Consider the following 25,612-nt stretch of genomic DNA (forward strand, 5'->3'; position numbering starts at 1 on the left):
GAAATGATTCACCCCGTTTTAGATTGGATTATTAGCTGTCTCGCGGAATCTGCAATACTTGGCCGATGCGCACGTTGCCGTCGTTCATCGCATTGGCCATACGCAAAGCCCGCATGCTGATGCCGTATTGCTGCGCTATACCGGACAGCGTTTCGCCGCGGTTGATCACATGATGAGTGCCGGCATTGCTCGCCACCATGGTCGGAGCAGCATCCAGCTCTCTAGCCGCCAACACCGGTTTTTGTTCCGGTTTTGCTTTAGCCACCGGTTCATTATCATCCACATCCAACGCAGCCAATTGCACGGCTTTGGATTTGCCGGAACGATTCAGCTGGGCCATCATCGTATCGGCCGGCGCATATTGTTTAAAGTGGCCGACAATACCGCTAAATACCGCCGATGCCATTTTGTTTTGATAGGCCTTGGTGTTCAAGCGACGCTCTTCTTCCGGATTGGAAATGAAGGCGGTTTCCACCAAAATTGACGGAATCTCCGCAGACTTCAACACCACGAAACCGGCTTTTTGCACCGCACTTCTGTGCAGATGCCCAACGCTTTTTACGCTTTTCAGCACCTTGTTACCGACATTCTGACTGGCTTCTTTTGCGGCTTTGTTAGATAAGTCCATCAATACCGAGGTCAAGGTGTCATCCCGGTCCTCGCCGGCACCGCCGCCATCGACTGCGTTTTCGCTGGCTGCCAACCACCCGGCGCCTGCGCTGGAAGCGCCCTTGCTGGCCAAGGTATAGACAGATGCGCCATGGGCTTGGCTATCGCTGAACGCATCGGCGTGGATGGACACGAACAAATCGGCTTTGGCGGCTCGGGCAATGCGGCGGCGTTCGTTTAATTTCACAAAATAATCGCCGTCGCGAATCATCACCGCTTTCATGCCCGGCTGGCTATTGACCATACCTTGCAGACTCTTGGCAATTGCAAAGACCACGTCTTTTTCCTGGGTGCCGTTTGCGCCCTGCGCACCGACGTCCTTACCGCCATGGCCGGCATCGATAGCAACGATGATGTTACGACCTTTGGCTTTGGATACGGATTTAACCGCGACAGGTTTGGCAATGGTCTCCGATTTCTTGCTGGATTTATCGACTTTTTCGGCAACGGCAACCACTGGGGTAGCTGCCGGCTTTTCAGTTTTAAGCGCCGCAACCGGAGTAAACGCTCTTTCCGCTGGCTTGGCTGCCAACTGAGGTTGCACCGGCTGGTCTTTTGCCGCCAAATCAATTTGCAAATTCTTGCCGACCATCGCCACCTTGGCGTCCGCATCGGCTTTCAATTCAACGACGATACGCAAATCTTTGTTGTTCCGCATCGCGCTCCGGGCAAAGCCGAACAAAGGATGATCGGCGGCAGGTTGATTCAAACCCTGCGCCATTTTGGCATCGACAAAATCCACGACCAACCGGTTAGGACTTTTCAACACAAACGCGTGATGCTTGACCGTGCTCGGCAAATTGACCAGCAGTTGATTGGCCGATGAATAAGTGACCGCACCCAGTTCAGTCTGAGCCGCGAATGCGGAAAACGTGGGCAATAACAAACCCCATATCCAGAAAATTTTAGACATCTGCTGCATACCCCACATTTCCACTAGTGACAACTTCGTTGAAATTATAGCAGTAGGTTATTGTTTTTCCAGTTTAGTTTTATATCGCTTAGCCGATTTTTTGCTAACACCTTGATTTCAGCGGTACGTTGTTGCTGAAAATAATTCAACCTTACTTCCAGATCGGCCATAGGCAAAAACCCCGCGCCCATTTGCGGCCATTCGATACAGCACAACGCGTTTTGATTCAGATAATCATTCATGCCCATCCATTCCAGTTCTTCCGGGTCTTTGAGCCGATACAAATCAAAATGAAACAAACGCCGGCCGTTGACTTCGTATTCCTCTACCAAAGTATAAGTGGGACTTTTTACCGCGCCATCGTGGCCGGCGGCGCGCAACAAGCCCCTGACCAGCGTGGTTTTGCCGGCACCCAATTCACCGTACAAAAACAGCAGACATTTTTCCGGCAGTGCTTTCCAGAGTGCGGCACCCAGCGCTTCGGTATCTTCGGAGGTTTCCAGAGTGATGTTCATTAATTTAATAATTTCCTGATTCGTGCCGGCAAATCGCCGGCCAGCAAGCCGCGCTCGCCAAATTCCAAAGCCAGACTGTCAGCCGCTTCGCCATGCACATACACACCCAACCGCGTCGCTTCATCCAAGCTCAAACCCTGCGCCAGCAAGCCGCCGATCAAACCCGACAACACATCGCCCATGCCGCCGCTGGCCATGCCGGGGTTGCCGGTAGTGCCGACATAGACCGTATCGCCGCAGGTAATCAAGGTACCGGCGCCTTTTAACAAACAAGTGCCGCCGTATTGACTGTGCAAATCCGCCAACGCCGCAAAGCGGTCAGCAGAGATTTGTCCGGCGCTACAGCCCAGCAAGCGCGCGGCTTCGCCGGGGTGTGGCGTTAATATCCAATTCGCGCGCCGCTTGGGTTGCAAGGACAACAGATTCAAGGCATCGGCATCGATCACGCACGGCTTATCAATGGCCAGCGCCGCGCCGAACATCTCCCTGGCCCAATCGTCCTGGCCCAGACCGGGCCCGATCACGATGACGCTGGCCTTCTCCAGCAAGGCATGTAGCGCTTCGCCGCATTCCACGCCGTGGCACATTAACTCCGGTCGACCGATGTTGATCAACCCGCTATGCGATGCGCGGGTGGCGATGCTAACCAGACCGGCGCCGGAACGCAAGGCCGCCTCGCCCGCCAAACGTATCGCCCCGGTATAACCCAGGTTGCCGCCAATCAACAACACATGCCCGAAACGACCTTTGTGAGCAACCCGGGCGCGGCGCGGCAAGTCGATTTTTTTCAGCAATAGCGCGATTGGCGGCATCGCCGCCAACACTGTTGCGTGGAGTTCCAAGGTGCTACAAATAATCTCGCCGCAATATTCGGCTGCTTCGCCGGTAAACAAGCCACACTTCAAACCGATGAAGGTCACCGTCACATCAGCCTTGACTGCGCACCCTAGGACCGAGCCAGTGTAGGCGTGCAAGCCGGACGGTACATCTACCGCAATCACCGGACAGCCGGAGGCATTTATCGCCTTAATGGCTAACGCGTAATCTTGCCCGACCTCACGGCTCAAACCGATCCCGAACAAAGCATCGACTATGACACCTTGCAGCTTGGATTGCCCGGCTTCGAAGTCGCTGACACGTCCACCAGCCTGTAAAAAATCTTGATAGGCACTCAGAGCGTCACCCGGCAAACCGTCTGGATCGGCCAAGGCATAAACGGTTACCTGAAAATTAGCCTGCAAAGCCAGCGTCGCAACCACATAACCATCGCCGCCGTTATTGCCGGCGCCGCATAGCACAGTGACTGCTTGTTGTTCCGGCCAGCGCTGTCTTAACTGCTCGAATAGCGCGTACGCAGCCCGGCGCATCAATTCCCGGCCCGGAATCCCCAGTTCGTCGATCGCATAACGTTCAGCCTCGCGGATTTGGGCGGTGCAGTAGAGCTTGCTTGCGGGTGTTTGCATGGCTTAGCCTTTGGGAAATCAATAGGATTCTTGTCGCCGATCTTGAGGGGATTGCTTAAAGGGGTTGCTCTAACGCCTATCGGCCAATTATGTATTGCCTGTCGGCAAATCAAACTAAAGTCCAACATACTGCCGTTTGGATAAAATCGACCCGCGTTCAGGGTTGATTTTCACGGTAAACGGTTAATATCTCAATGGCGTCGCCGTTTAGACGGTAAACAAAGCTGTATTGCTGATAGACCACCCGGCGAATGTTGTCACCAAACTCCGGCATCGGTGTACCCGACTCGGGAAACTGCACCAGCAAGGTATTCAGCCAATCTTCAAAGCGTTGCAGATAATCCAGCACAAAGCGCTGCGATAGGTTTTGCCGATAAAGATAGTCGGCTATTTCCGCCAAGCGCTGTCCGGCGCGCGGCGAAAAGACAATGCGGTACTCACTCATATTTCCGGCGAATGTCCTGCATCACCTCTTGCAGCGGCAGGCCTTCGCCAGCAGCCAATTGAGTAATCGACACGCCGATGTCCTGCTTGATTTTACGATGCTGTACAAACTCGGCGAAGGCACTGGCAATAGACTGCTGATTATTGCCAAACAACTGCTGCAGGCTGGCTTCCAACTCAGGGTTATCGATTTCGATATTTAACATGATGAATTCCAAAGATTCAGTTATTGCACTGTTTTCCAGGCCAAATTTGTCCCATCCGGCCAAGGAAGCTTGTAAAGCATAACGCCAAACCATTGCATAGCCAATTCTGAACATAGGTCGGGTGAGTTGTACAACCCGCTCCAAAAGTTTTGCCAAACTTTCACACATCGTTGAAACGTTCAGAACGGGTTAACAAAACCGGTCCTGCTCAGCATATCTCCTGGTGGTCGGTTTAGCCCCGAAATTGCTCAGGTGCAGAAAATACGTTAGATATGAATGAAACCTCATTGATAAAATTCGGTTGGAGAAAGCTTTTTTGTTTCGGGTTTGTCGCTACCGGATTTTATGACGATCTCAGATGTTATCGGCCCATCATCAAAGCATGGTGGATCGAACTGGTAAGGTGGCAAGATGATTTTCTCACCCCGTCTAACCTCCGCCCAGACTGACATATAGGAACCGCAACGACTTTCAAGATTGTGATTACCTGGTACTGGGCCAATAGCTATTTCGTAGAGCCCATCTTTTAGCTTGCATTGACCTTTCGCCGTTTTGGTCTCGATGACAAACATATGAGTGTCTCGCTCATCTGTAACAAGAAGTGACCAAGGGTCCCATTGAAATAGGCTTTTGTTCTTGATCATTTCTTCGCCAACTTCGTTATAGCCGGCCGCGTAAGAGAGCACAAGGACATTCAGATCAGCATCGCATTTGTAGCCGATTAGTTTGTGGAGTTCATCGGCATGTGCTGCCACTAGGGGTAAAAGTAACAACATAATTCGGAAGACTATCGGCATGTAGTTTTCGATTTAATAAGGATTTAGGTAGTCAATTGTATATGTACATCATCAGCGCTAAGCAACATGGCGTGGAAATTACCAGATGCAGCAATCCAATCAATTGAGCTGATCATCCGCTTATTATCGATCACCAGGAAATCTTGACATCCCATCGCAGAAGAAGACTTCCGGAAAATACTCTGTCGATCCTCGCCGGACATAATTTTACGAACAATCTATCATCCCGCTTATGTCACAATTACCCCACTAAATCGATACGGAGCAAAACCATGCGTCAGTTTCTGTTGATCATCGTGACCCTGATTGCGCTAAGCGGGTGCGCATCGGAATCCTGCGATAAGGATGTCATCAACATCCTTAATCCCAATCAAACCAGTGCGAAATTGCTGATGGATTACGCCAAAACCGCCGTCTGTAAGACCGATTCAACTGGCACGACAAAGCCTACAACAGTAGACGAAGAACGCAAGCTAGTGTTGATTTATGATCTGTATGCCAAAGCCAGAAGCTATGCGATTTTAAATAAAGTATTTTTCTGGCTGTCGCTGATTTCCGCGGTGGCGGTATTTCTGTGGCCGTCGCTAGGGGTGTTGATGAAAGACCGCCTGGGCGAGCGCGAATGGTATAAATCGGCGATAGTGCAAACCACCGTTACCGGCATCGCGGCGTTGATGTTCGCGTTTTATAGCCAGTATAAAGACAAGCAAACCTATACAGAAAACCTGATGCGCTACGCGGTGTTTTCCGATAAGCCGGCGGCTGAATTGAGCCAGAAAGTGATCGAAGAAATCGGCAAAATCGATATTGGTTTTAGTTTTAGCGGGGTGTTTGACAAGAAAGAAGAAAAATAAGCGGAACGCGCTAATAGCCGCTTTGTCGAAGTTGAAAAGATTCTGGTATCCTTTTAATCGGGATCCACCGCTATTTGAGCCCGCCATAGCCTCGTAGTTTAAGTTGGAACAGATGTCGGCGACTGGTTCACTGCCATCGTAAGCCGGGCTGTTGGACTCGTAACTTATCCTTGCGTTATGCGTAGCTTTTAAACGATATTGCACTCAAAACCTGTGCTAAACCATGAACTCGGAAGATCTCAGTACCCCGCTATCGCCAAAACCTGCGAGTCCCCCCGCCCGGCTTTATCTGTGGGTATTGTTGGCTATCGTTGCCGGCGGCGTGTTCGGTTATCTGGACGCCGAACATGCCGTGACACTAAAACCCATCGGCGACGGCTTTATCAGCCTGATCAAGATGCTGATTGGCCCGGTGGTATTTTGCACCATCGTGCTGGGCATCGCCGGCGCCGATGATATGAAAAAAGCCGGGCGCGTTGGGGTAAAAGCCTTGCTGTATTTCGAGATTGTCTCGACTTTCGCGCTGGCGCTGGGCGTGCTAGTCGCTAACCTGATCAAGCCCGGCCAGGGCTTTAACGTCGATCCGGCCACGCTAGATGCGCAGGCGGTGTCCGGCTACGTGAAACAAGCCAACCAGCAAAGCACCGCCGACTTTCTGCTGCATATCATCCCCAAAACCTTTACCGATGCCTTCACCGGTTCCGGCGATTTGCTGCAAGTATTGCTGGTAGCGGTACTTTTCGGCTTTGCCTTGCAACAAATGGGTAGCGCCGGCAGATCGGTATATGTGTTTATAGAGGAATGCTCACATATCTTTTTTGCAATGATGAATGTGATCATGAAACTGGCGCCGTTCGGCGCCGGCGCGGCGATGGCGTTCACCATAGGCAAATACGGCGTCGCTGCTTTAAAACCGCTGGCTGCGCTAATGGGCAGTTTTTATCTGACCTGCGCTTTGTTCATCGTCTTGATACTGGGCAGTATCGCCGCGCTGACCGGCTTCAATATTTTTCGACTGCTGCGTTATATCAAGGAAGAAATGCTCTTGGTACTGGGCACCTCATCATCCGAATCGGCGCTGGTGCCGCTGATGACTAAGCTGGAAAAACTGGGCTGCTCCCGCTCGGTGGTGGGTTTGGTGATACCGTCCGGCTACTCGTTCAATCTGGACGGCACCAATATTTACCTGACCATGGCCGCGTTGTTTGTCGCTCAGGCCCTGAATGTCGATTTAAGCCTGATGCAGCAATTGACCTTGCTATTGGTAGCGATGTTGACCAGCAAAGGCGCATCCGGTGTCACCGGCGCCGGCTTTATCACGCTGGCCGCAACCTTGGCGGTGGTGCCTGCGGTGCCGGTCGCGGCGCTTTCGTTAATCCTTGGCATAGACCGCTTTATGTCGGAAGCCCGTGCCTTGACCAACATCGTCGGCAACGCAGTGGCGACGATAGTGGTGTCGCATTCAGAAGGCGAACTGGACCGAGAAAAGATGCAGGCGCAATTACATCCAGATCTGTCAAATCAAAGTTTCTAAACCCAGCAGGCGTAGGCCTTGACGCTGCCGATAGCCAATCACCGGCATGATGTTTTGCGCTAGTAAATTGTTGGCTTGCGCTTCGTTCAACACCACTTCGGTAGCCGGCTGCAGTAGCTGTTCGCCGTCCAGTTCGTAGCTAAACGCCGGCGCATCGGCAAAAAAGAATTGCTCCGCTGTTGTTTGGTCCTGCGCTGCCCTAAGCAACACCCTGGCCGGCAAAAAGGCCGGATTCCCCCATAGCAATTCATCGTTCTGCGGAACAGTGGCGCATTCTTCAAACGCAAAGCTTTCCAGCGGCTCGCGCTTGCTGCCGTAAGGCAAACGCATCAGTACGCGCGGATAGGTTAAGATCACGCTGTCGGCCTGGATCTGTTGACGATATGCCAACCAATCCGCTGCATTCTGCAATGCCTCAACCACCAAACCGTTCCCCGCGCCCGCCAGAAAACCCGCTCCACATTTTGCAGCTAATTCGGCACAAAAACCCAGCAAAGCCTTGTCCTCCGCATTGTCGGAAAACACATAATCAGCCACGAACAATACGTCCTGCTCTCCGTCGCCTGTTTGCATATGTTGTTGCAAACGCTGGACCACACTATCGCTACCCTTTTCCAGCTCTGCCAGCAACTGGGCTTGGCTAATATCCAGCAAATAAAGCTGTTGTGCGTCGGCGGCTTCCTCATGCACCAAGCCGTCGGTCGCCAGCCACAAGGCTTCCAGTGCTTGAAAATCCTGGCGATGCAATAAGGCTTTCACAAACTGCGAGGTCGCGGCGTCGATCAAATCGATTAACACCCGATGCTGCGGGTTGGCGTCCCTGGCGACATGCGGTTCCACAATCTGTTTCAACAAACTATCCAAAGAATCGGACGCAGGGACGGTGCCCTCCGGCTTTTTCCCTAGCAAACGTTCCAGCATATCGTCCTGACTTTCCGTTTCCAGTTCAGGCACTGCTGGTTCGCTGGCGGTTACCCCAGGAAAAAAGGCCTGAATTTTCGCCACCGCCTGCGCGGCGGTATTGGGATTACCCAGTTCGGATTTTAAAGTCCGCAAATCGGCCAACAGTTTGATTTTTCCTAGCCAGGCATCGGGATGAAAATCCTCCAGCGTCGAAAATTGCAGCGTAGTGCCGGGGCTGACTTCCAGTGTCGGCAGGATTTGCGCCATCACTTGTTCGAAGTTATCCACATCGATTTTCCGGATTTTGCTTTGTTCCCAGGGAGCGGAGGCACCGGAAAAATTTCCGAACACATAAACCCGGTAGCTGCTATCCCCATTGCCGGCTCTAGCCGCATTTCCCGCGTTAAAACCCATCGTAAAATCAATTCTGCCTGACATATTTTCTCCTCGCGTGCTAAACGCTTTGTCATCAACAGTAGCAGAGCAAACCCAGTCCAACAAGCCAACCGGTTTTTCCGGATAGCGGTATGCTTATCAGTGTCCGCCCAACAGGTGATAACAATGAGCAACGCCAACCGTTTAGCCGAACTGCGCCAGCGCATCAATCAAGTATTTACGCAAGCAGAACCACAAGCCATCTCCGGCCTAATCGCTACGCTGGGAGATTACGATAGTCAGGCCATCGGCGCATCTTCGCAGGCATTGATCGAAGGAGTGCGCACCAAACACAAACAGCCGAGCATTTTCGAAGCTTTCTTGCATGAATACAGCCTGAGTAGCGATGAAGGCATCGTGTTGATGAGCATTGCCGAAGCCTTGTTGCGGATACCGGATAGCGACACGCAAAACCTGTTCCTGCGCGACAAATTGGCAGATGCCGACTGGTATAGCCACTGGCTGCACAGCGATTCAGTAGCGGTCAATCTGGCCAGTAGCGCATTGTGGATGAGCGGCAAAATGGAAGCGTTGATTCGGCAGCGGGTTTTCGCTAGCTTGTTAAGCCGGCTGGGCGAGCCGCTGGTCCGCACAGCCATCAAGCAAGCCATGCAGCAAATGGCCCAACATTTTGTTATCGCAGAAGATATAACAAACGCTATAGCACAAGCTGGTCGCAACCCTGCCTACCGCTATTCCTTCGATATGCTCGGCGAAGCGGCCTTGACCGAAGACGATGCGGAACGCTATTTCGCGGCTTATCGCCATGCCATCGTAACGCTGGCCGAATCTGCTGACGCGGATTTATTTGCCAACCCAGGCATTTCCATCAAGCTCTCGGCACTTTATCCGCGGTATGAACCCTTGCAGCATCGCTACGCGGTGCCGGCAATCAGCAGCAAGCTGTTGGCCTTGGTCAAGCTGGCCCGCGCCGCGAATATTTCCGTGACCGTGGATGCGGAAGAAGCCGAAAGGCTGGACATGTCTTTGGATATTTTCGCAGCGGTATTTAACGATACGGCACTGGCCGGCTGGCCGGGTTTCGGTCTAGCGGTACAGGCTTACCAAAAACGCGCTGTGACAGTGATCGAATGGCTGGCGACTGTGGCCGAATTGCAGCAACGCCTCATTCCCATCCGTTTGGTGAAAGGCGCGTACTGGGATAGCGAGATCAAACGCGCTCAGGAGAACGGCTGGGACGACTACCCTGTATTTAGTCGCAAGGCCGCCAGCGACTTGTCTTATCTGGCTTGCGCCAGACTGATCCTGTCAAAGCCGCAGGCTTTTTATCCGCAATTTGCCACGCATAACGCCTACAGCGTAGCGGCGATTTGCGAGTTTGGCAAAGGCCATCCGGGATTTGAATTCCAGCGTCTGCATGGGATGGGTAGTGCTTTGTATGACGAGTTGTTAAATCAGCGCCCTATCAAATGCCGCGTATATGCTCCGGTCGGCAATTACCGGGACTTGTTGCCTTATCTGGTCAGACGCTTATTGGAAAACGGCGCGAACACCTCGTTCATCAATCAAATCGAAAATCCGGCACTTAGCGCGGCTGTGCTGTCCGGCGATCCGTCGGCTCAGTTAAGCCAAGTCGATTCTGAACCGCTGGCTGTACCCAGCGAGTTATTTGGCGCGCAACGCCGAAATTCGCAGGGGCTGAATTTAAGTAATCCTGAGGTATTGGAGCAGTTGCAACGGGACTTGGCCGCCATGTCCGACCACAATTGGCAAGCCGCACCATTGGTCGCCGGACGGCAAGTTTGGGGCGAACGGCATCCGGTTTATAGTCCGTATGACCGACATAGCTTGGTTGGTGAGGTAGTTTTCAGCTCCCCAATCGATATAAAACAAGCCTTGCAACAAGCCGCCAGCGCGTTCAATGCCTGGCGCTTATGCCCAGTCGAAACCCGCGCCGGGTATCTGCGTAAAGCAGCGGATTTATTGGAACAGCAGCGCCTGGAAATGACGGCGCTGTGCATCCGTGAAGGCGGCAGAACCGTGCGAGACGCGTTGTCGGAAGTACGGGAAGCGGTCGATCTATGCCGGTATTACGCGGCCTGCGCGGTCGAGCAATTCGCTCAGCCACTGCGATTGCCCGGTCCCACTGGCGAAGATAACCAATTGTTTCAGGTCGGGCGCGGCGTGTTTGTCTGCATCAGCCCATGGAATTTTCCGATTGCCATCTTCATCGGCCAAATCGCCGCTGCGCTGGCGGCCGGCAATACCGTGATCGCCAAACCGGCTTTGCAGACTTCGTTAACAGGGATGGCTTGCGTCCGCCTGTTACTCGAAGCCGGAATACCGGAAAATGTCTTGCAATTTTTACCGGGCGACGGCGCCGAGATTGGCCGGCAACTGTTGAGTGACGAACGCGTCGCAGGCGTGGCCTTTACCGGTTCCGGCGCCACGGCCCAGTTTATCAATCGGCAACTGGCTGAGCGTGACAGCGCGATTGCCACCTTGATTGCCGAAACCGGCGGGCAAAACGTGATGATCGCCGATAGCTCCGCACATCAGGAACAACTGGTCGCGGACGCCTTGCAATCGGCGTTTAACAGTGCCGGCCAACGTTGCTCGGCGTTGCGGGTGTTGTTTCTGCCGGAAGAGACCGCGGAGGACGTCATTGCGCGTTTGATTGGCGCGATGCGTTTGCTGCGGCTTGGGTCGCCGCTGGATATTGCCACCGACGTCGGCCCTATTATTGATCGACACGCTTTAGCCAAGCTACTGAACCACATCGAGAAGCTTAACCGCGAAGCCAAGCTGTTATTCCAATTGCCAGTGCCTGACGACCTGATAAATGGATGCTTTTTTCCGCCGACTTTAGCGGAAATCCCTGCCCTATCGTTGCTGGAACAGGAAGTGTTCGGCCCTATCCTGCATATTATCCGCTACCCAGCCAACGAGCTGGCAAAAGTGGTAGAGGCCATCAATGCCAGCGGCTACGGCTTGACGCTGGGCATCCACAGCCGCATCAACGCCAATATGCGCTACATCCAGCAACACGCCAGGGTCGGCAACATTTACATCAATCGCAATATGATAGGCGCGGTAGTCGGCGTGCAGCCGTTCGGCGGCATGGGCTTATCCGGCACCGGCCCGAAAGCCGGCGGCCCCCACTACTTGCAACGCTTCGCCAACGAACAAACCGTCACCACCAACCTCACCGCCATCGGCGGCAATCCTTGGTTGTTACGGAAATAAACGTGGATTTTATGGCCTCGGTTCGCGAAACTTGGATTCCGCACCCTGCTAGATAGTGTAATTTTACAAAAATCGTTGTTAGTTTCTGCCTTTGAAGCCGAAAACTTCTAGTGTTAGTCTAGTAGCACAACCGGGTATGTCCCACTATCTCTCCATATCAATCAGAGCTTGGCGCTTATGTCCAAAGAAAACAAATCCTCGCTGATTTCTCCAAACGTATTAAGTTTGCTCTTGATCATTCTGGGTGGCAGCCTGTTCGTCGGTCAAAGCCCCTTCAACGATTCCAGACCTAACAAAGCACCGATACCGCAGCAGCAAGCAGGGTTTAAATCGGACGTGGACGCGCGTTTGTGGCAAGACCCATTCGAAGCCATCGCCAACCAAAATTTAAACCGCGAGAATTATCAGCAATATAAAAACACTGAAGAAGTGATAAAAACCGTTCAAAAGCAGTTGGGTGAATTACGCGACACGCGGCAAATTGTGATGGCCACTCTGATGCCGAATGGTCACTATCAGGAAGACGTAGAAACCCGCCGGCGTATTCGCTATGCGGTGCTGTCCGGACTCACGGCCGACCAAAACAACGAGTATGGGCCAAGTGACGCGGAGCATATTGGCTACGTCAATTACCGGCTTAACGATACCAGTACCTTAATCGCCTTCGAATCTCTGGTGTGGAAACCCAATCCAGTGTACTCACTTCGGGATGACGATAAACATCCGCCGATCTTAGTGTTATACCTGGACAACAAGCTGTTCGGCTATCAGCCGCTACGCGACTTGTTCGAGAATCTCCGCAAGATTTATCTGAAAAACAGTCAATTCAATCTGGAATTCAATGTGCTGGGGCCGGCGACTTCTGATGAATTGCAAACCATGGCTCGGGCAGTCAAGCCGGCCGCTAAATCCGATGGAAAACCCTTATTTCGAATGTATTCGCCTCGAGCGACAGTCGATGAAGGTAAATTGCTGTTTGGCACCAGAACCCCAGATAGGAATGAACCAACCAATTTGACCGAGCATTTCGGAGCTGGCCTGCCTTTTATTCGTACAACTGCTACCGACAGCCAGTTAGCCACGGCCTTGAGTAAGGAATTGGCACTACGCGGCGTCCGAATCGGCAACCGCGCCAAGTTGGCTAATTCCACTAAGCACGTGGTATTGATTTCCGAAACCGAATCATTGTATGCCTACCATATAGGCACCACATTTGCGGATGCCTTAGTCAAGACCGCTATGAACGGGGAAAATCCGGCTACGGATTGCGATGGGCAATTAACTCCAAAATCAGACTGCCTACGCCAATACGTACACCAATACACTTATTTTCGCGGATTGGACGGCAAAACGCTGCGAGGCCAAAGCTCACCGATTACCGCAACTAAGTCCGGCGACAATGAATCCAGTAATTCCTCCGAGGCATCGAAAGCCATGGAACATGCCGACGGCGATAGTCAATTCGACTACATGCGCCGGCTGACCAATCAGATCCAAGACATAGAAGAGAAGCTTGAAGACAGCAACCACAGCATTGGCGCCATCGGGGTCCTAGGTAGCGATGTCTACGACAAACTATTGGTACTGCAAGCACTACATGCGAAGTTTCCTGACATTTGGTATTTCACGAACGTCATGGATGCCCGGTTTTTACACCCAGATCAAAACGAGTGGGCGCGGAACCTGATTGTGGTATCCAGTTTCGGCTTACAACTGCCACAGGAATTGCAACACGGCATTCCGCCATTCCGCGACAGTTACCAAACCGCCTATTTTTTAGCCGCGCAAATGGCATTATGGGACTCCAATCCCGCTTCCTCTGAGCCGGCGTCGTTAACGGAAATATGCAATACCATAGACAGTCAAATCCTATTAGACCAAACAGTGTTCAGCCACCCAGCGATACACGAAATCGGTCGTACCAAGGCATTCCCGCTCAGCCATGCGAATTCCGAACCTCAAACCAGACGTAAGGATTGCAAGGTGCTTGGCCCTATGGCCAGATTTATCCAGGCAGCCGACAACACTAGGGATAAGGCCCGAAGAATGGACATCGAGCAGCAACCATTATTAGCGGATCAACCCTTTTTAAAGTTTTTCCGTATCGCGCTGAAAATTCTAATCTGCGCCTTGTTGTTTGCCTGCCTATGGCTTTATTTTCTTCGTAAAATAAAAATCGCGGATGCTGCCAAACTGCCGGTAGAAGTCAGCGTACTAAGTTTGCAACGAACTTGGCTGCTGTTTTGTCTGTTAGTGGGTTGCGGATTAACGGCATTCGTGCTGAACACTGAACAGACCGAACCTATAGCGCTAATAGAGGGTGTCAGTATGTGGTCAACTGAGGCGATCCGATTTGCGGCGCTGGTGGCGACGGTGTTTTGGGTAATCGAAACCGTCAAGTTTCCGCGGTTATTTTGGGAACGGCTGAATTTCAGCGGTAAGTTTGGTGTGTCTGCTGACAATCGTTGCTATGCGCATGATCAATCATTACAAAAACGACTTGAACGAAACTTGAGTGTGGGTAGAGTTGGCATCTTGACGCTAGCAGCCTGGCTACTCACCTTTGCCATAATTCTGTCACTGGGCGTACCGTTTACACCTTATCGCGGCGAGTTTGTCTATCACCTCGACTTTATATTGTTACGATTGGTGTTAGTCCCGACCTATTTGTTTTTGATGATTAGCGTCACCGAAGCAGCGCAAGCGATCATCCAGTTTATCCGCTCCATCCCACGTGCCGAGCCCTGGCCGGTATCGATGACGGAAGAATATCGCGCCACGCTGAATATCGATAACGCTTACCTTCAGGATTGGGTGACGATCCGTCTAGTGGGCGATATGACGCAACAAGCCAGCCGCCTGATCTCTTACCCGCTATTCGCTGCGGCCCTTATGGTGTTGGCACGAATGAGTTATTTTGATAACTGGCATACACCGCCCGGATTGTTGATCGTGATCGGCGTTTGCATCGCCTATTTGTTCTATTGTGATTTTCGCCTAAAAGCAGTGGCGGATAAAACCGAACACGAATCTCTGAAAAATCTGCGCCGCCTGTCCATAGCCAATCAAGGTAACGCCGACAACCCTCCACTAGCCGGCAAACTGGCAAGTCTGTCTGACTTGGCTGAACGCTATGCCGAGGACACTTATAAGCCTTTTGTACAACGCCCCATTTTTCAGGGCGTGTTGTTAATCATTATGGCCGCCGCCATCGGCTACACCGACTACTTATCGATCGTGTTGAAGGTGCTTGGCTAACAGGGCAATTCCATTTTAGGCCGTTAGCATCTCCGGCAAGAGGACCTACGCGATTGAATTTCGTATAAAAAAATGCGATGGTGGTACCGTAAATCCAGCGTTAGTAAGATATTGGCTTAAGCTCGCTTAAGTCTTTTTATAGACACCTGACAACCCAGAGAACCGCCTATGCTCGCTACCAAACGCTACGAATATTTACCCATCGATCAGATTGAATTTCATCACACGCTCACCAACCATAGAGAACTGGATCGGGCCAAGGTCGCGCATCTGGAAAAAGACATCGTGGTCAATGGCCTGTTCGAGCCGTTGGTGGTTTGGGAGCGTAACAACCGCGAATATTATCTGGTCGGTGGCTTTCATCGCATGGAGGCCATTCAAGGTATTCGCCGCGCCAATCCCGGCTATTTCGACAGAGTGGACGTCAGAATCGTCACCGGCGACCCGGATGAAATCAAGGCGCTGAATCTAAAACTGAATTCCGACCGCGTCGACACCCGCATCACCGATTATTTCCAGACCGTGATTTACTTGAACAATGCCAACTGGTCCAGAGAGCGCATCGCCGAATTCTTCGACAAAAGTGTCAGCTGGATCGACGACATCATTCGCTACGCCCCGCTGACCACGGAAGCAATGCGCGAAAAACTGGCCGGCGGCGAGTTGTCCTGGGCCAGGGCGCGCGACATCTTGCGCAAAGCCTTAAACGCGCCACCCGGCAATGAAAAAGACATTATCGAAAGCGAACTGTCCCGACCCGCGCAGCCGGTTGCCAAACCCCTACCCTTCCATACAACGATCAAACGTTTATCCAGCTCAGTTAAAGCCGATCCCAAACGCACGTTTAAAGTCAGCACCCAGGATATTTACGCCTTGGTGCTGACCTTGCGCGGCAAAAACGTCGATCAGGAGGCCATCGAACGGGTGCGTAAAGCGTTTCCTATTTTGTGGGACGATGAATAGTTCGATAACAGGAAACTAGCCATTCCTGAATTGTCATAAAACCATTTGCCCGCGTCAGCTAAGATAAGTTTGACTGGAACAATCCTCCGCTTAGCGAATCATAAGCGGGGGAAACTTTGGGAAATTCAATGCTGAAATAATGTGTTAGCAATGAAAAATCTTATTTTGAAAATAGTGAACGCTCGCAAACCGTATCGGAAACGCATGCCGCCGTTGGCTGGCGTATTGCTGCTCTCGCTGAGCGGCTGTATGCCGATGAGCTATCCACCCGGCGCTAAGACCAATACCGCGCAGCTGGGCGAGAATACTTTTCTAACCGAAGACGGCGCCAGTCTACCGCTACGCCGCTGGCTGCCAGACACCGAACCCAATGCAGTGATCATCGCGCTGCACGGCTTTAACGATTACAGCCACTTCTTCGATGCGCCGGGCAACTATTTCAGCAAACTCGGCATCGCCTGTTTCGCTTACGACCAACGCGGTTTTGGCGCAGCACCACAGCGCGGCTTGTGGGCGGGCAGCGAGGCTTACGCACAGGATTTAAAACAATTAACCCGCCTGCTGAAACAGCGCTACCCGAACAAACCGCTTTACCTACTGGGCGAAAGCATGGGCGGCGCTATTGTGATTACCGCCGTACAGCAGGACGATATGCCGGATGTGGCCGGCATCATCCTCGCCGCGCCGGCGCTATGGGCCAGGTCGACCATGCCTTGGTATCAAACCAGTTTACTGTGGACGCTGGCGCACAGCATGCCCTGGCTGACCTTGACCGGCAGCGGGCTGGAGATTATGCCTTCGGATAATATCGATATGCTGCGGGCGATGGGCCGCGATCCGATGGTGATCAAAGCCACCCGCGTGGAAACGGTATACGGATTAACCAACCTGATGGACACTGCCTTCGACAGCGCCGGCTCGCTACGGGCGCATACGCTGATGCTGTACGGCGAGAAAGACGAAGTCATCCCCAAGGAGCCGACTTATGCTTTCTTGCAGCAAATGCTGACCACCGATACAGCGGAAAAAACCGTGGCTATTTACCAGAACGGTTACCACATGCTGCTCCGCGATCTGCAAGCCCCTACCGCCTGGCAAGACATCGTGGCCTGGATTAAATCCGGCCCGAACCAGCTGCCTTCCGGTGCGGATAGCCGCGCCCGGCAATTGTTAAGTAAAGGCTAAAAGCCTTTTCACTGGCAGACGCGCGCAGAATCTCGATCAAACGACCGTAAGCGCGGTTGGGGAGATGGCGTTTGGAACTGTTAAACTGCGACGTAATTATTAACCTGGCCCTTGAATATTGTCGCTCCCGCGCGGGCGGGAACCCATAAATCCCAACCACTATCCATGCTCCGTATCATCTCCGCCAATCTAAACGGCATTCGTTCGGCAACCAGAAAAGGTTTTTACGACTGGTTAGACACCCAAACCCCCGATTTTGTATGCCTACAAGAACTTAAAGCCCAAGCCGGCGATATGACAGCCGAGATGCTCACACCGAACGGCCTGCACGGTTATTTTCATTATGCCCAAAAGAAGGGCTACAGCGGCGTCGGTATCTATAGCAAACAGCCGGCTGATAAAGTGATTGAAGGCTTGGGGCATGCCGACATCGATAGCGAGGGCCGCTATCTGGAAGTGCAAGTCGGTAATCTATCGGTAATTTCCTTGTATCTGCCGTCAGGCTCCAGCAGCGAGGAGCGACAAACCGTTAAATACAGCGTGATGGAACGCTTCTACCCGCATCTTGCCGAACTGAAAGCCAGCGGCCGGGAAGTGGTGATTTGCGGCGACTGGAATATCGCTCACAAAGCAGCCGATTTGAAAAACTGGTGCGGCAATCAGAAAAACTCCGGTTTTTTACCGGCGGAAAGGGCCTGGATGACCCAAGTTTACGATGAGTTGGGCTGGGTGGACGTCTATCGCCGTCTGCATCCGGACGCTACCGACGCCTGCTACACCTGGTGGAGCAATCGCGGCCAGGCTTGGGCTAAGAATGTCGGTTGGCGCATCGATTATCAAGTCGCCACGCCGGGCATTGCCTGCCGAGCGCAGTCAACCAGCATTTTTAAAGAGCAACGCTTCAGCGACCATGCGCCGTTGATCGTCGATTACGCTGACTAGTCGCCAATCGACAAGTGCACCGAATTAGCGACACAGCTCTTCGATTGACGCACCAGCCTGGTTACTCGTGCTGACAGGCGCACCAATTCAGATCAAAGTTTGTCATCGACAGGGAAATACCCTATAAAAATCACATCGCCCAAGACCCCCAACCGGTTTATTAACCAGCTCCCTCAACCCATGGTGCGGTCATTTCCGCAGACACAGGGGCCAGCATACTTGATGCAAACGGCTAGACTTGACCGCTATCACCCTGGAACTTCGCTTGACTCAATTCAAACTCACTAGCACCAATATAGTGCAGACATATAGCGCATAGCCGAGTATCGGAGTTTGCTGATAGGCTTCTCAAACATTTTTGCCGCTGTGATCGATATTGATCCTATACCAGCGCATAAGGCTTAAAGCCGGGATAGTGATAAAAACCCCAGCCCTAGCCCACCTTTGCACTAACATGAACCATCAATTCGGGCGAACGCACTTATATTGTGCATTCGAGCTGTTTTTTACCCGGTAAATGGGCCGATAAGGCAACTTTAGGCTTGGCGTACAAATTGCTTATTCACTATAACCCTTAAAACTTAAATTAACCCGTGCACAAAAAGATACTGGATCACTTAAACGAAGCAATCCTGCTGTTCGACAAGGACTTGCGCCTGACCTATATCAACCCCGCCGGCGAGATGCTGCTTGCCGACAGCGCCAAACATTTGCTCGGCCAAACGGCGCACAAACTATTCAAAACCGCGCATAACACCCTATTTAACGATTTGTTGCCGCGTTTGTATTTGCTGGAGCCGCTGGTCGATAGAGAATTAATCCTAGAGCGGCTAAGTCAATCGATTACGGTTAACCTAAGCGCTACACCTTTGCTCGAGGACGGAAAATTAAGCGAAATCCTGATCGAACTGCAACAGGTAGACCGGCATTTACGCATTACCAAGGAAGAACAATTGCTGGCCCAGCAAAACACCAGCCGCATGTTGGTGCGCGGCTTGGCGCATGAAATCAAGAATCCGCTGGGCGGTTTACGCGGCGCGGCGCAATTGCTGGACCTGGAACTGCAAGATCCTGAATTAAAGGAATATACGCAAATCATTATCGCCGAGTCCGACCGCTTGCAGGATCTAATGGACAAAATGCTCGGCCCCAACAAACCCGCGCATAAAAGCCAGCTGAATATTCACGAAGTACTGGAACGCGTCCGACATCTGGTCACGGTAGAAGCCGCCCACGGCATTATGCTGCATACCAATTACGACCCGAGCATCCCGGAGATTTTCGCCGACAAAAACCAGCTGATCCAGGCCATTCTGAATATCGTCCGCAATGCCGTGCAGGCAGTACAGAACCACGGTGTGATTACCATGAAAACCCGGGTGCAACGGCATATGACCATAGGGCGCAAACGCTACAAGCTGACCGTCAAAATCGATATTATCGATAACGGTCCGGGCATCAAGCCCGAGCTGATGGGACAGATTTTTTATCCGATGATCACCGGCCGCGCCGAGGGTACCGGACTTGGCCTGTCGATTGCTCAATCTTTGATCAACCAGCATAACGGCTTGATTGAATGCGAAAGCGAGCCGGGCAATACCGTATTTTCCATCTACCTACCTTTGGAGACGAATCATGCAAATACCTGACAAGGTCTGGATTGTCGATGATGACAAATCCATCCGCTGGGTACTTGAAAAAGCCTTGCAAAAAGCCGGCGTGCATACGCAAAGCTTCGCCAGCGCCAACGAATTGTTGAAATCGTTGCCCGGCGGACTACCGCAAGTGCTGATCACTGATATTCGGATGCCGGGCATGGACGGCTTCGAGTTGTTGCGGAACATTCAAAACAGTTATCCGGATTTACCGGTGATCGTCATGACTGCACATTCCGACCTGGAAAGCGCGGTGTCGGCGTTTCACGGCGGGGCGTTCGAATACCTGCCTAAACCCTTCGATGTCACCGAAGTCGTCGAAACCGTACAACGCGCCTGCGCGCACAGCAAACAACGGCAAAGCGACATTGTGCAAGCACCACCTACCGTCGAAGAAACCCCGGAAATCATCGGCGAAGCGCCGGCCATGCAAGAAGTGTTTCGGGCGATAGGCCGTCTGGCGCGCTCGCACATCACCGTACTGATTAACGGCGAATCGGGTACCGGGAAGGAACTGGTCGCCAAGGCCCTGCACCGTCACAGTCCGCGCGCCGAGCAACCGTTCATAGCCTTGAACATGGCAGCCATTCCTAAGGATTTGATGGAATCCGAACTATTCGGCCATGAAAAAGGCGCGTTTACCGGCGCCCAAGCCCGGCGTATCGGTCGATTCGAACAAGCCAACAACGGCACATTGTTTCTGGATGAAATCGGCGACATGCCCGCCGAATTACAAACCCGCTTGCTGCGGGTACTGGCGGACAATGAGTTTTATCCAGTAGGTGCTCACACCTCGGTAAGAGTGAACGTGCGCATCATCGCCGCCACCCATCAGGATTTGGAAGCGCTGGTGGCTCAGGGCCGGTTTCGGGAAGACTTGTTTCACCGTCTGAACGTGATTCGGATTCATATCCCGCCGTTGCGCGAACGCAGGCAGGATATAGGCTTGTTGATGCGGCATTATCTGTATCAAAGCGCGAAGGAACTGAATACCGAAATCAAACTGTTAAAACCGGAAACCGAGGCATTTTTAAGTGGTTTGAAGTGGCCTGGTAATGTGCGGCAACTGGAAAATATCTGCCGCTGGCTGACGGTGATGGCCTCCGGCCGGGAAATTCATCTGGAAGATTTGCCGCCGGAACTGACCCACAATAGCGGCGATTCCGCATCCGGCGAAACAACACCGGGAGATTGGGAAAGTCAGTTTAAAAACTGGGTCAAGCAACAATTATCGACCGGTAAAGTGGACATCGCCAAACAGGCCATCCCTACCTTGGAAACCCTGTTAATTGAGGCGGCCTTGAATCATACGCATGGCCGCAAACACGAAGCGGCTCTGCTGCTGGGTTACGGCCGCAACACCTTGACCCGCAAAATCAAGGAGCTGGATATTAAAGAATAAGAGCGGCGGCCGCTGCTGCTTTAAGCCGCCATTTCCCGCTTCACGGGGCGTCGCGGATAGCCGTTTGCTGAGGCATCTTGGCAGGCAAAAACCGGCAGGTTTTTTTATCCGTTTAAATGCCATCGGTGTATACTCCCGCCGTCTGATTAACCTCAATAACAAGCAGAGAAGGTTTATATCTAATGGCGGATAAAACGGTAAGTAAACACCTGACCAATCTTGAAAGACAGTTCGCGGCGAACGACCCGGTTTTACAAAAAACCGCCAAGATATTTCAGGATCTCGATGAAATCGAGTTTGAACTGGGTTTGATCGATAACGACGAGACCACCGCGCGCAAAACCAGTTGGTGGCCAATTGTCAGCACCCTGGGCGGTTATTCGCCAGCCAAATCAGACTTTGTCAATCGCTACCTGGGCGTACAACTGCACACCGCCCGCCATAAATTCACCGTACTGCAATATACACCGCAAGCCAATACCGCTACACTGCCCGGTACCGCATTGGACGCCGACCACCGCTTGCCGTTTTATCAAATCAGCCGTCAAATCGATTTGGCCGCCAACGGCGAAGGCAGCAAACTTAACGGTTACCTGGAACTGGTCACCGTCAATAGCGGCAAATTGAAAAATAAGCTGTTGATCGACACTCCGGTATTAAATCCGGCGGCGGAAAATCCGGTGTCCGGCCTACTGCGGAAATACGTGATAGGCATCTCCGATCTGGTACTGGTATTTAACGACTTATTCGAAGCCGACGCCGATTTGATCAAGGACACCCTGGCAGAGATCGTTGCCCACCAGGATGCCAACAAATTTATATTCGTCATCGATCATTCCGAAATCACTATCGATGCGTTGAAAAGCCAGGAAATCGCCGCGTCCTGGCAACGCCGCTTGGCCGAACTGGGCATCCACACCGGCCAATTCATTGTGTTATCGCAATCCGGCGATACCTCGCTGTTCGACCAGCGCTTCAACAACATTAATAATGATCGCTCATACCGCATACTCGGCACACTAGAAAACAGCATCCGCGCAATCGACGACACCATTTTCCCGGAAGTGGAAGAAGCCTTGACCACCTGGAAGGATAGATGCAACGCCTCCACCTTAATCGTGCTGGGTTTTGTGGTGATGTTGATGTTATTTGCAGAAATCGCCGTGGGCATTCTCGAATTACTGATCGATCCGCTGATAGGCCCCGCCATTCTCGCGGTGTTGATCGGCGTGTTGACGCCGCTACATATAGTCGTCAGCCGGGTGCATGCCAAATTCCTGATCAAGCAATTGCACAAGCGGCAAAAACAGTTAAATCTCAGCGAAGATTTGGCGGGGTTGTTTGAAAAAAGCCTGAGCTTCTGGCGAATTTTGATGCCGATCACCGACCCGGTCGGTAAAACCAAGAAAAACCGTAAAAAGCTAAACGGTCTTATCGAGCAAAGCAAAGATTTGGTGCAAGCTCTGAACGACCAGTTCAGTCATAGTCAGCAACCGGAATATCGCAGCCAATACGACGCGTATCCTTATGCCGACTCTGAGGAAAACTGATTAATTAGCGTGCATCGTTATGGAAATCTTCAGACATTATTTCCCGCTGTGCTGGTTCAATGTCTCGGTCTTGGACCTGCCCAGATCGACGCGCTTTTTTAAAAACAATGCGATTTTTTATTTTATCGCCGTGTTTTTTATTCAATTCAACATGTCGGACGACATCGACGCAATCTTCGAGGTAGCCTTGGAAGTATTGCTAACCCTGGGCTTTATCGCGCTGGTGTTAGTACTGAATAAAACCTTTTATACCTTCATACAAGTCGCGTCGGCCATTTTGTTTTGTGAAAATGTCGTCGCGATCTTTCTGATCCCTATCGTGTTTTGGGTAACCGTGGCGGAAGATACGCCCAGCTATGCAACCTTGGCTTTGTTTTTCCTATGGGACATGGCAATCGTCGCGCGGATCTTTAAGGACGTATTGCAAGTGAATACACCAGCCAGCCTGGTGGTGTCTTTATTTTCTAACCACTTACGGCGGCGCTTACGGCATCTACAGCTTAGTGGGCGGCTGAGGCTTCCGGTTTAACCCCGTAATAATTGGACAGCACATCGTACGCACCTTGCACACCGGCGACAGCTGCCGCTTTTAAAGGTAAACAAGCCCCGCTCCATTGCTTGATCTTGCCATCGAAATAAAACGCCCATTCCCCCTGCCAGCAATCGCCTTTCTTGGCGATACGACCGGCCATCACGGAGGTGACTTCGTAGCGGGCAGATACCGCTAGTAAATTGCGTGAATCAGCGCTTAGCACTTCGCTCAGCGAGATTTTTTGCTGTTCTTCCAAATCCAGCATCGGAAATATCATCGGCACGCCTTTAATTTTCGAGGCAAACGCCAATGCGCTTTCCAATTCCGGCATGCTGTCAGCGTTGTAAAACCGCCGCCCCTCTTCGTCATCGACGACCAGCCACACCAGGGTTTCCGGCCTGATCTCGCTCCAAATGCCTACTTGGCTTTTGCGCATGACTTCCATCAATTGGTCTTCATCAAACTGCACTCTCAGCAAACGCGCGTCGGTGTCGGGCAGTTCGTCGGCGGAAATCAAGGAAAATTGCGATTGCTTGACGTAGTTTTGCGCACTGGATAAAGCTTGCTGCACCACCGGAATTTTGGAAATATCCTCTGACACCAAGACCCGACTTAGAACGGCATACATGGCCTGCTTGATCGCTTGCGTTCTATCCTCGGCGGACTGACTATTGGCTATCAGCTCAATCTCATACAAGCCCTTTACTTCGACAGCCTCTGCTAATGGGCAATTGCACAACAATCCCCACAAACACAGCTTTAAAAACCCGGATTTACCCTTCATAAAAACCTTGACCACAAGCCTACCCTGACAGTGCATTAATGGGAACTATAGTACAATATCGCCCGTTTCAACCTTAACTTTAACGAGAGACTGACATTGAGCGAACAACAACAAGACCGCCTGAATTATAAAAGCGCGGGCGTCGATATTGAAGCCGGCAACGCTTTAGTCGAACGCATCAAACCCATCGCGGCCAAAACCCGTAATGCGGGCGTCATGGCCGGTTTAGGCGGCTTCGGTTCGCTGTTCGAATTACCGCTGGACCGTTACAAACACCCAGTACTCGTATCCGGCACCGATGGCGTCGGCACCAAATTAAAACTGGCTCTGGATTTAAACATCCACAACAGCGTCGGTATCGACCTAGTAGCCATGTGCGTTAACGACATTATCGTCCAGGGCGCGGAACCGTTGTTTTTTCTGGATTATTTCGCCACCGGCAAGTTGGAAGTCGATACCGCCGCCAGCGTCATCGAAGGTATAGGCAAAGGCTGCGAACAGTCCGGCGCGGCATTAGTTGGTGGTGAAACTGCGGAAATGCCCGGCATGTACGCGGATGGCGATTACGACTTGGCTGGCTTTTGCGTCGGCATCGTCGAAAAAGACCGCATCATCGACGGCAGCAAAGTACAGGCGGGCGACAAACTCATCGCCCTCGCTTCATCCGGCCCGCATTCCAACGGCTATTCCTTGATTCGCAAAATCGTCGCTCGTAGCGGTCTGGCCTGGACCGATAGCGTCAACGGCAAACCACTCGGCGAGACCCTGCTAACTCCGACTCGCATCTACGTCAAACCACTGTTGGAACTGTTAAAAACCGTGCCGGTGCATGCAATGGCCCACATCACCGGCGGCGGCATTACCGAAAACCTGCCGCGCGTGTTACCCAACGGTCTGAACGCAAGTGTGCAACTATCGGCCTGGCAATTGCCGGAGATTTTCGTCTGGCTGCAAGAGCAAGGCAATGTCGAATTGGCCGACATGCTCGTTACTTTCAACTGCGGCATCGGCATGATTGTCTGCGTCGCGGCAGAAGATGAAGCCGCCACGCTGGAAATATTGCAACAACAAGGCGAAACCGCATTCAGCATCGGCGAAATCGTCGCTGGTGACGGTAAACCTCACGTAATCTACTCCTGACTCTCAGACTATCTCCGCCGTGCCTGTGAATTCACAGGCACGGCGTTAAAAAGTCTTCAGTTTCACCTGCGATCAATTCAACACCAATAAAGTCATTTCCTGATCAGTCAGTTGCCAACTGATTTGAAGCAAGCCACCTCAAATTGCCATTTCCAAAGAAATTGCCAAGATCTTGAACTACGGTGATTTAGTTCTGTGACAGACTCAATACCCACAAGGGCATAAAACGAAGGGCATGTTGTTGATTCCGTTCTTGGTAAG

The 25,612-nt window shown here is 52.0% G+C and carries 20 protein-coding genes; 12 read left to right on the forward strand and 8 right to left on the reverse strand.

Annotated features, from left to right (window positions below; translation table 11 throughout):
* Positions 1 to 31 precede the first annotated feature (31 nt).
* The 6 genes from G006_RS0107155 to G006_RS0107180 all read right to left on the reverse strand — a co-directional run bounded on the left by G006_RS0107155 (position 32) and on the right by G006_RS0107180 (position 5,007).
* On the reverse strand, positions 32 to 1,591 hold the full coding sequence (locus G006_RS0107155) for an N-acetylmuramoyl-L-alanine amidase (RefSeq protein ID WP_020482498.1): 1,560 nt from the start codon (positions 1,589 to 1,591) through the stop codon (positions 32 to 34).
* A 35-nt stretch (positions 1,592 to 1,626) separates the two neighbouring features.
* Positions 1,627 to 2,097 (reverse strand): tRNA (adenosine(37)-N6)-threonylcarbamoyltransferase complex ATPase subunit type 1 TsaE, encoded by a 471-nt coding sequence (gene tsaE, locus G006_RS0107160; RefSeq protein ID WP_020482499.1) that lies wholly within the window; start codon positions 2,095 to 2,097, stop codon positions 1,627 to 1,629.
* Positions 2,097 to 3,560, reverse strand: a complete 1,464-nt coding sequence (locus G006_RS0107165; RefSeq protein ID WP_020482500.1) for a bifunctional ADP-dependent NAD(P)H-hydrate dehydratase/NAD(P)H-hydrate epimerase — start codon at positions 3,558 to 3,560, stop codon at positions 2,097 to 2,099. Before G006_RS0107165 ends, tsaE begins: the two co-directional genes overlap by 1 nt.
* 157 nt (positions 3,561 to 3,717) lie before the next feature.
* Complete coding sequence (locus G006_RS0107170) at positions 3,718 to 4,005, reverse strand: type II toxin-antitoxin system RelE/ParE family toxin (RefSeq protein ID WP_020482501.1); 288 nt, start codon at positions 4,003 to 4,005, stop codon at positions 3,718 to 3,720.
* A complete protein-coding gene (locus G006_RS0107175) occupies positions 3,998 to 4,210 on the reverse strand; it encodes a hypothetical protein (protein WP_026146908.1) in 213 nt (70 codons plus the stop codon). The genes G006_RS0107170 and G006_RS0107175 overlap by 8 nt, the downstream gene beginning before the upstream one ends.
* A gap of 284 nt (positions 4,211 to 4,494) precedes the next feature.
* On the reverse strand, positions 4,495 to 5,007 hold the full coding sequence (locus tag G006_RS0107180) for a hypothetical protein (RefSeq protein WP_020482503.1): 513 nt from the start codon (positions 5,005 to 5,007) through the stop codon (positions 4,495 to 4,497).
* 272 nt (positions 5,008 to 5,279) lie between these two features.
* On the opposite strand from G006_RS0107180, the gene G006_RS0107185 reads away from it, so the two are divergent.
* Both G006_RS0107185 and dctA read left to right on the forward strand, forming a co-directional pair.
* Positions 5,280 to 5,861, forward strand: coding sequence for a hypothetical protein (locus G006_RS0107185; protein WP_020482504.1), 582 nt, complete (start codon positions 5,280 to 5,282; stop codon positions 5,859 to 5,861).
* Positions 5,862 to 6,084: 223 nt separating this feature from the next.
* Entirely contained in the window at positions 6,085 to 7,395 is a 1,311-nt protein-coding gene (dctA, locus tag G006_RS0107190) for a C4-dicarboxylate transporter DctA (protein WP_020482505.1), read from the forward strand.
* Here dctA and G006_RS0107195 read toward each other — a convergent pair.
* Positions 7,378 to 8,736: a type VI secretion system contractile sheath domain-containing protein gene (locus G006_RS0107195; RefSeq protein ID WP_020482506.1), complete on the reverse strand. Its 1,359-nt coding sequence runs from the start codon at positions 8,734 to 8,736 to the stop codon at positions 7,378 to 7,380. The genes dctA and G006_RS0107195 overlap by 18 nt on opposite strands.
* A gap of 123 nt (positions 8,737 to 8,859) precedes the next feature.
* Between G006_RS0107195 and putA the strand changes: the two genes are divergently transcribed.
* The 9 genes from putA (at position 8,860) to G006_RS26605 (ending at position 23,424) form a co-directional block, all read left to right on the forward strand.
* Positions 8,860 to 11,940 (forward strand): bifunctional proline dehydrogenase/L-glutamate gamma-semialdehyde dehydrogenase PutA, encoded by a 3,081-nt coding sequence (gene putA / locus G006_RS0107200; protein WP_020482507.1) that lies wholly within the window; start codon positions 8,860 to 8,862, stop codon positions 11,938 to 11,940.
* A 177-nt stretch (positions 11,941 to 12,117) separates the two neighbouring features.
* Positions 12,118 to 15,198, forward strand: coding sequence for a hypothetical protein (locus G006_RS0107205; protein ID WP_020482508.1), 3,081 nt, complete (start codon positions 12,118 to 12,120; stop codon positions 15,196 to 15,198).
* 168 nt (positions 15,199 to 15,366) lie between these two features.
* Positions 15,367 to 16,161 (forward strand): ParB/RepB/Spo0J family partition protein, encoded by a 795-nt coding sequence (locus G006_RS0107210; RefSeq protein WP_020482509.1) that lies wholly within the window; start codon positions 15,367 to 15,369, stop codon positions 16,159 to 16,161.
* Positions 16,162 to 16,365: 204 nt separating this feature from the next.
* Positions 16,366 to 17,346, forward strand: coding sequence for an alpha/beta hydrolase (locus tag G006_RS0107215; RefSeq protein WP_033194099.1), 981 nt, complete (start codon positions 16,366 to 16,368; stop codon positions 17,344 to 17,346).
* A 165-nt stretch (positions 17,347 to 17,511) separates the two neighbouring features.
* Complete coding sequence (locus G006_RS0107220; protein WP_020482511.1) at positions 17,512 to 18,288, forward strand: exodeoxyribonuclease III; 777 nt, start codon at positions 17,512 to 17,514, stop codon at positions 18,286 to 18,288.
* A gap of 593 nt (positions 18,289 to 18,881) precedes the next feature.
* Entirely contained in the window at positions 18,882 to 19,937 is a 1,056-nt protein-coding gene (glnL, locus tag G006_RS0107225; RefSeq protein WP_020482512.1) for a nitrogen regulation protein NR(II), read from the forward strand.
* On the forward strand, positions 19,924 to 21,345 hold the full coding sequence (ntrC, locus tag G006_RS0107230) for a nitrogen regulation protein NR(I) (RefSeq protein WP_020482513.1): 1,422 nt from the start codon (positions 19,924 to 19,926) through the stop codon (positions 21,343 to 21,345). The genes glnL and ntrC overlap by 14 nt, the downstream gene beginning before the upstream one ends.
* Before the next feature lie 182 nt (positions 21,346 to 21,527).
* Positions 21,528 to 22,895: a hypothetical protein gene (locus G006_RS0107235; RefSeq protein WP_020482514.1), complete on the forward strand. Its 1,368-nt coding sequence runs from the start codon at positions 21,528 to 21,530 to the stop codon at positions 22,893 to 22,895.
* Positions 22,896 to 22,914: 19 nt separating this feature from the next.
* On the forward strand, positions 22,915 to 23,424 hold the full coding sequence (locus G006_RS26605; protein WP_051067672.1) for a hypothetical protein: 510 nt from the start codon (positions 22,915 to 22,917) through the stop codon (positions 23,422 to 23,424).
* Here G006_RS26605 and G006_RS0107245 read toward each other — a convergent pair.
* A complete protein-coding gene (locus tag G006_RS0107245) occupies positions 23,396 to 24,211 on the reverse strand; it encodes a DUF2066 domain-containing protein (protein ID WP_152428820.1) in 816 nt (271 codons plus the stop codon). The two genes, G006_RS26605 and G006_RS0107245, sit on opposite strands and share 29 nt — an antisense overlap.
* A gap of 96 nt (positions 24,212 to 24,307) precedes the next feature.
* Here G006_RS0107245 and purM point away from each other — a divergent pair, with 96 nt between their 5' ends.
* Positions 24,308 to 25,351 (forward strand): phosphoribosylformylglycinamidine cyclo-ligase, encoded by a 1,044-nt coding sequence (gene purM, locus G006_RS0107250; protein ID WP_020482516.1) that lies wholly within the window; start codon positions 24,308 to 24,310, stop codon positions 25,349 to 25,351.
* Positions 25,352 to 25,612: the final 261 nt, after the last annotated feature.

This window comes from Methylomonas sp. MK1 (assembly GCF_000365425.1).
Taxonomy (GTDB): Bacteria; Pseudomonadota; Gammaproteobacteria; order Methylococcales; family Methylomonadaceae; genus Methylomonas.